Origin of the sequence: Oscillibacter sp. KLE 1728 (genome assembly GCF_934833455.1) — a bacterium.
GTDB lineage: Bacteria > Bacillota > Clostridia > Oscillospirales > Oscillospiraceae > Oscillibacter > Oscillibacter welbionis.
Window position 1 is genome coordinate 4,086 of the sequence record NZ_CAKVVF010000062.1, and the last position, 7,403, is coordinate 11,488.

7 protein-coding genes are annotated in these 7,403 nt (G+C 58.9%); 2 read left to right on the forward strand and 5 right to left on the reverse strand.

The genetic code is table 11. From position 1 onward, the window contains the following. Nucleotides 1-143 precede the first annotated feature (143 nt). Nucleotides 144-1,127: a helix-turn-helix domain-containing protein gene (locus QVE23_RS07955; RefSeq protein WP_119311086.1), complete on the reverse strand. Its 984-nt coding sequence runs from the start codon at nucleotides 1,125-1,127 to the stop codon at nucleotides 144-146. Nucleotides 1,128-1,146: 19 nt separating this feature from the next. Next, nucleotides 1,147-1,509 (reverse strand): ArsR/SmtB family transcription factor, encoded by a 363-nt coding sequence (locus QVE23_RS07960; RefSeq protein WP_025544470.1) that lies wholly within the window; start codon nucleotides 1,507-1,509, stop codon nucleotides 1,147-1,149. Between the two features lie 221 nt (nucleotides 1,510-1,730). Here QVE23_RS07960 and QVE23_RS07965 point away from each other — a divergent pair, with 221 nt between their 5' ends. After that, nucleotides 1,731-1,949: a cation transporter gene (locus tag QVE23_RS07965; protein ID WP_025544472.1), complete on the forward strand. Its 219-nt coding sequence runs from the start codon at nucleotides 1,731-1,733 to the stop codon at nucleotides 1,947-1,949. 115 nt (nucleotides 1,950-2,064) lie between these two features. Then, the gene (locus tag QVE23_RS07970; RefSeq protein WP_287555144.1) at nucleotides 2,065-3,951 is read left to right on the forward strand and encodes a heavy metal translocating P-type ATPase; all 1,887 of its coding nucleotides are present in this window, start codon (nucleotides 2,065-2,067) and stop codon (nucleotides 3,949-3,951) included. A 287-nt stretch (nucleotides 3,952-4,238) separates the two neighbouring features. Here QVE23_RS07970 and QVE23_RS07975 read toward each other — a convergent pair whose 3' ends face one another. The 3 genes from QVE23_RS07975 to QVE23_RS07985 form a co-directional block, all read right to left on the reverse strand. Then, nucleotides 4,239-5,207, reverse strand: coding sequence for a DMT family transporter (locus tag QVE23_RS07975; RefSeq protein WP_287967894.1), 969 nt, complete (start codon nucleotides 5,205-5,207; stop codon nucleotides 4,239-4,241). 21 nt (nucleotides 5,208-5,228) lie between these two features. Then, the gene (locus tag QVE23_RS07980; protein ID WP_025544473.1) at nucleotides 5,229-6,752 is read right to left on the reverse strand and encodes a UxaA family hydrolase; all 1,524 of its coding nucleotides are present in this window, start codon (nucleotides 6,750-6,752) and stop codon (nucleotides 5,229-5,231) included. Between the two features lie 39 nt (nucleotides 6,753-6,791). Continuing rightward, nucleotides 6,792-7,403: aminotransferase class I/II-fold pyridoxal phosphate-dependent enzyme (locus QVE23_RS07985; RefSeq protein WP_287967895.1), on the reverse strand; the 612-nt coding region annotated here is incomplete at its 5' end.

Sequence of the window (7,403 nt, forward strand, 5' to 3'; positions counted from 1 at the left end):
CACCAGCGTCAGGCCCCGCAGGGCATCCAGGGAGGCGATCCGCCTTCTGGGCCGGACCAGTGTCCGAGTCCCGCTGTCTGCTGCCATCTTCCGCTCCTCCTCTCCGGCGACCGGCGGAACCGGTCGTCTATCTCACTCCGGGGTCAGCCCCGGTGCTCCCGCCGGTACTCCGTGGGGAGCTGTCCCGTCACATCCTTGAATGCCCGGGTGAATTTCCCCTGGCTCTCGTAGCCCACGGCGGCCGCGATGGCGGCGATGCTCCCGCCGCTCTCCCGCAGCAGCTCCATGGCCCTGCGCACCCGGTACTCCTTCATATAGGTGGCGATGGGCAGGCCGTACACCGCCTTGAACACCTCCTTCAAGGTGGAGGTGTTCAGCAGATACCTGTGGGAGAGCTCCTCAATGGTGTACCGCCGGTCCAGGTGCTCGGTCAGCAATGCGTGGATCTCCTGGATACGCGCCGTCTGCTGGGAGCCGTACCGGGTCAGCTCCCGCCCGCCGGACTCCAGCCCCTCCAAATACAGCAGCAGCTCCTGGAGCTTCAGCCGGAGATAGGGCAGCCGCCGCATCTCCGGCTGCCGGTACAGGGGCCGGAAGATCTCCTCCAGCTCCGGTCCCGCCGGAAGGGCGAAGGTCCCGCCTCCGCAGAATTTTTCCGCCAGCCTCTCGGCCTGGAAGTCCGCCTCCGCCAAGATGGGGGGCGGCGACTCCGCCAGATGGGTCAAATCCACGCAGATCATCAGCCCCGCGTACATCTCCGCCGGGAAGTGCATCACAGAATCCGCGCAGCAGTCCGCACTGTGGAGGGACAGATCGCCCTCCCCCAGATAGACCGACATGCCGTCCCGCAGGTCCCAGCCCACCCGGCCCAGGCGGCAGTGGTTGATCTCCAGCGTGGACCGGGCCGCCTCGTGCCGGAAGGCGGCATAGGTGCCCAGGACCGTGTTGAAGGACGCCTCCACCCCCGGAAAGACCGGGTAGACCTCCATCCGTCCCCGTCCATCCGTCTCTCCCTGAAATGTCCCGGTGAACAAAACCCCAGGTTCGGCCGCAGGGCGCCCCACGATCTCCATAGTCCCCTGCGGCAGCTCCGCCAGAGCCATCCGCAGGCAATCCGCTTGCTTCATTCCGCCGCTCCTTCCCACCTCACGCCGAGGGGCAGGCAATCTCCACCATCGCCTCAATCATGTGGTGCAGCAGCTGGGCCCGCTCCGTCTCGGCAGCCTTATAGTAGACCTCTTTCCCGTCCCGCCGGCTGACGATCAGGCCGCCGGCCTTCAGCTGCTTCAGGTGGTGGGACACCGCCGGGGAGCTCATCTCCACCATGGAGGAGAGGTTGATGACGCACTCTTCACAGTGGCACAGCAGCCAAAAAATCCGGATGCGGCTGCCGTCCCCCAGCTGTTTGAAGATGTCAGCCACTGTCTGGAAATCGTCCACGCTGGGCATCTGTTCCAGCTCCCGCTCCATGGACTGTCCATGGTCGTGGGGCAGCTTCTTTTCTTCCATCGGTCGTCCCTCCTTCTGGTTTTGTATTCTACCACACCCCGCGCCATTCTGGAAGAGCGAAAATATGCCGCCCCGCATTGGCCCAATCGGAAGGAGTTTTTGCCCAATCGGAAGATTCTCTCCCTCCCCCGTTGACTTGGGGGGCCGCCCCGTGTATGATAAGACCATAGATTAAATAATTGCTTAATCGTTTTGCTCAATTGCTGAAGGGAGACTTTTATATGAAAAAAACCTATAAGATCGATGTGGACTGCGCCAATTGCGCCAACAAGATGGAGGAGGCCGCCCGGAAGACCGAAGGCGTCCAGAGCGCCACCGTGAACTTCATGGCGCTGAAGATGATCGTGGAATTCGCGGAGGGGCAGGACCCCAAGGCCGTGATGGAGCAGGTCCGCAGAAATTGCAAAAAGGTGGAGGACGACTGCGAAATCTACCTGTAAGCGCGTTTTTCAGGAAAGCACCCCCTCCGGAGGCGGGGTGTTTTCTTTCCCAAAACAATTAAACGTTTATTGAATTATCAGCCGCACGGAGCGGCTCAGATCGGAAGTGAACCTCATGAATAAAAAGCAGAAAATCATGCTGATCCGCATTCTGACAGCGGCGGCCCTGCTGGCTGTCCTGCATGTTCTCCCCGTCACAGGCTGGATGCGGTTTGGGCTGTACCTGATCCCCTATCTGATCGCAGGTTACGACATCCTGCGAAAGGCCCTGAAGGGCATCCAAAACCGCCAGGTGTTCGACGAGAACTTCCTGATGGCCGTGGCCACTGTGGGCGCCATTGCCCTGGCCCTGTACGAGCGGAGCGGGGATTACACCGAGGCCATCGCCGTCATGCTGTTCTATCAGATCGGCGAGTGGTTCCAGAGCTATGCAGTAGGCCGGAGCCGCCGGAACATCAGTGAGCTGATGGACATCCGCCCGGACTACGCCAACGTGGAGCAGGACGGGAAGCTGGAGCAGGTAGACCCGGACGAGGTGTCCATCGGCACCGTTATTGTGGTCCAGCCCGGCGAGAAGGTTCCTATCGACGGCACTGTGGTGGAGGGCGCCTCCACCCTGAATACCGCCGCCCTCACCGGCGAGTCCCTGCCCCGGGAGGTCCGGGAGGGGGACGAGATCATCAGCGGCTGCGTCAACATGACCGGGCTGCTGAAAATCCGTACCACCCGGGAATTCGGCGAGTCCACGGTGTCCAAGATCCTGGACCTGGTGGAGAACGCCTCCTCCCGCAAGTCTCGGTCGGAGGACTTCATCTCCCGGTTCGCCCGGGTGTATACCCCCGCCGTGTGTTTCGCCGCCCTGGCCCTGGCCATCCTGGTCCCTCTGGCCCGGACGCTCCTTCTCGGCCTGCCCGCCGGCTGGAGCGTCTGGGTCTACCGGGCCCTCACCTTCCTGGTGGCCAGCTGTCCCTGCGCTCTGGTCATCAGCATCCCTCTCAGCTTCTTTGCCGGCATCGGCGGGGCCAGCAACGCCGGCGTGCTGGTGAAGGGCTCTAACTATCTGGAGACTCTGTCCCAAACCAAAACGGTGGTCTTTGACAAGACCGGCACTCTGACCCAGGGCGTGTTTGAGGTCAACGGCATCCACCATCATGAGATGGAGAACGAGAAGCTGGTGGAGTACGCCGCTCTGGCGGAGAGCGCTTCCAGCCACCCCATCAGCAAAAGCCTGCAGCGGGCCTATGGCCGGGAGATCGACCGCAGCCGGGTGACGGATGTTCAGGAGATCAGCGGCAGCGGCGTCATCGCCAAAGTGGACGGCGTGGAGGTAGCCGCCGGCAACGACAAGCTGATGGACCGGCTGGGCGTGCCGTACATCCCCTGTCACAGCGTAGGCACCATCATCCACATGGCCGTCGGCGGGAAGTATGCCGGACATATCGTCATCTCCGACGTGGTGAAGCCCCACGCCCGGGAGGCTGTCCAGGCGCTGCGGTCCGCCGGTGTTCATAGGACCGTCATGCTCACCGGCGACGCCAAGCCGGTGGCAGACCAGGTGGCCCAGTCCCTGGGCATCGATCAGGTTTGCGCCGAGTTGCTCCCCGCCGGAAAGGTGGAAAAGGTGGAAGAACTGCTGCTGGACAACTCTGAGCGGGGAAAGCTGGCCTTCGTGGGGGACGGCATCAACGACGCCCCGGTCCTCAGCCGGGCGGATATCGGTATTGCCATGGGCGCCATGGGCTCCGATGCCGCCATCGAGGCCGCCGACGTGGTCCTGATGGATGACGATCCCGCCAAAATCGCAAAGGCCATTCGGATCTCCCGCAAGTGCCTGCGGATCGTCTATGAAAACATCGTCTTTGCCATCGGCATCAAGCTGGCGTGTCTGGTGCTTGTGGCCCTGGGGTTCGCCAATATGTGGCTGGCCATCTTCGCCGATGTGGGTGTGATGATCCTGGCAGTGCTCAACGCCATCCGTGCGCTGTTCGTCAAAAAGCTGTGAACGCGGAAAGCGCCCCGTCCAAGGCTGCACGGGCATGTCCCGGAGTCCGGCGGCAGAGCCCCAGGCAAAGGCAGCCCTCCGGTCAAGCGTGAAGGGACCAAATCCGCACAAAAACCCGGCGCCGGGAATTCCCGGCGCCGGGTTCTGTATGTACAGACCAGGTCAAAATGCAAAGAGTAAATGTCATTTCAGTAAAATTGAACACGGCCATGACGTTCCCTGCTTATTGGTGAATAGCCTGGAATTCCGTAGGGAACTGCAGCTTATGTGATCACAAGATTTTCAAATCATGTGTTCTTTTCTTTCCTGGTGTTTTCAAACACCCAGAATATAGCGCCCAGAATCACAATCCCGCCAATTATGGAGCTTTTGCCCAGGGTCTCTCCCAAAAAGGCATAGCTGAACACGGCAGTGAACACAACACCGGAATACTGATAGATGCTGACCTCAGAGGCCGGGGCCTGCTGATAAGCGTATGTCAGGAAGAACTGTCCCCCTGCCGCAAAGACGCCGATCAGCAAAAGCATCACGAATACCTTTGGAGACGGAATCACCAGATTCGGCAGCATCATCAGTCCTGCGCAGACCGTACTCAGTGCGGAAAAGTGGAAGATAATCGCAGATGGGTGCGTGAAATTTTTACAGTAGGACAACATGGTGTAAGCCATGCCGGATACCACCGCTGCCAGCAAAGCCGCCAGAAGCGGGAACGGGTTGGAGTCGAAGGACGGCTGCATGGCGATATATGCGCCCACAAGACACAGGATCGTTGAGGCGATCTTGACGGGAGTGATCTTCTCCTTCAGGAAAATACCGGCGAGCAGTGTGACAAATACCGGAGATGCCCGGTTCAGCATAGCTACATCCGCTTGGCGGGCGTGACCGGCCGCATAGAAGAAGAGCACGATCCCCAGAAAGCCGAAGAACGACCTTCCCCAAAGCGCCCAACCCCCTCGTTTGATCTCCTGAAAAACCTGCAGGTTTTCCCGTCGGACCATAACAGCTGCAATAATCAGGCTGACAAGATTGCGGAAGAAGGTCTGCTCAAATGTCCCCACCTCTTCAGAGCTCAATTTGACAAATACCTGCATGATGGAAAAGGACAGCGATGAGACCAGCATCAAATATATAGCTTTGGTTTTTTGTTTTTCGTAATCAGTCTCTCCTTTTATATGGCAACATACAGCGTGGCCGTCTGCACGGGAAATCAGCGCAGACGACCGGAATACACTTCCGGTCGTCTGTTCCGATCCCACCCGGGGCCTGCGCAGCAGAAATCAATAGTCGCCGTTGTAACTGGTTCCGTGGGGCGTTGTCCAGCTATAATCTCCCAGCTTTTCCGCCTTTGTCTCCTCGCCGTTGGCCACACGCAGAAGCAGCTCGTAAAGCTCGCGGCCGCTTTCTTGCAGGCTCAGTTCCCCATACAGCATGGGAGCTGCGGAGTAGTCGATCATGTCCTCCAGCGCCGTCGCAGTCTGGGGGTTGCCTGTGATCTTGATGGTCGTCATACATGCGTTGCCGATGGGGTTGCCCCGCCCAGTGGTGAAGAGGCAGATATGGCATCCGCTCATGGCCAGCGTGGTGGACGCATAGGCATCATTGGCGCCCTGTGCCTGGTTGATGCCCCAGGCTCCCGCGCCGGGGACCGGATCACCGCAGTCCAGGATCCCCAGGATCCGGCGATGTCCCTGGGTTTTGAAGCTGCCCAGGTTCTTCTCGGTCATAGTGGTCAGTCCGCCCGCCTTATTGCCGGGAGTGGGATTGACCTGGGAGAGGCCCTTACCGCCTCTGCGGGTGCAGTCCTCATTGAAGAAATCTCCGATATCCATCAGGCGCATGCCGATCTCATAAGAAGCCGCTGTGGTGGGATAGCCGCCGCGGCCACAAACCTCCACCGCTCTTCCGCCGGCGGACAGGTGCATATCGATTGCCTCACCCACCACCGGATTGGCGGACAGGCCGCTGGTCCAGTCAGATCCGCCGTTATAGCCGCCGATAATCAGTCCGCTGAGGGGGCAGGGTTCGCGCTTCTGGGCCTCTGCCTGCCGCTTCAGATCCTCCACAGCTGCAATCCCGTCCTGGATGGCCTTGGTGACACCGCCGTCCGCCTGGATGCTGATATTCACCACCGGCCGGCCAGTCTTACGGATCTCCTCCGCCACATCTTCAGGATCTGTCTGCTGGCACCCCAGGGACAGCAGTACCACGCCAAAGGTGTTCGGGTGCGTGCCGGTTGTGATGAATCCTCTGCGGGTCCGCTCAAAGCGATCCGGAAACTCACCGCAAGCCGCATCGACAAACGTGGCAGGGACATTACAGGCAGCAGAGATCCGCTGCGCCGCATTGTTGGAGCACTGAACCAGAGAGATCACCACCACCTGGTTCCGGATCCCAAAGGAACCGTCTGCCCGCTTATAGCCCATGATCGTCTCCGGCAGGCCCAACTCTTCCTTTTTGTATTTATGGTGGATCGTGTAATCCATGGCATCCGGTGCCATGGAGCGATAGTAAGCACGCTGTTCCCGGTTGATTTCCTCAAAGTCATCGTAAACATTGTGCTCATGTACCCAGTCTCCCTTTTTGATGAACTGGGTGGCCACGCCGATATGTACACCATACTTGATGATCTCGGCTCCTTTTTCGATATCAGTGCGGGCGATTTTGTGCCCCTCTTTGATATATTCGTTGGCCGTGATCTCCTCACCAGCCACTAGTGTGCACTCACCCGCCTGGATAGGCTCTACGGCAACTGCGACGTTGTCGCTCTCCTCAATCAGCATGCTTTTTTTGTAAATTTTCATTCCTGTTTACTCCTCCAGTAATTTAGGATTGGTGTTCTCTTACCGTAATACTGCGGCGATGCGATCCATGATCTCCTCGATCAGATTTCGGGGTGCAGCCAGGTTCAATCGTTCAAATCCATTTCCCTCTGGGCCGAACATACTGCCTTCGTCCATCGCCACATGGGCCTGATACAGCATCTTTTGGCGCAGTTTTTCGGCATCCGGCTCCAGTCTCCGGAAGTCAATCCATTGGAGATAGGTCCCCTCCAGAGGGGAGATCTTGACGTCTCCATTCCAAGTATCTTCCGCAAACTCCCGAACGAACTGGTCATTTTTCTGAATATAAGCCAGGCATGAATCCAGCCAGGCTTCCCCGTGGTCCCAGGCAGCCTTTGCAGCAACGGGGGCAAAAAAGTTCGGATGGGCACGACAATACCGTGCGAACATCTGGTCAAATCGTTTCCGGCGTTCCTCATTGGGGATCATAATGCAGGAAAAAGAAAGCCCCGCCAGATTGAATGTTTTGGATGGAGCATGGCAAACGGCACAGTTTTCCGCATAGTTCTGGCCCAGCGAGGCAAACACGATATGCTGGTGGCCCGGGAAGATCAGATCGCTGTGGATCTCATCTGCGATTACAAACACATGATGCCTGCGGCAGATCTCGCC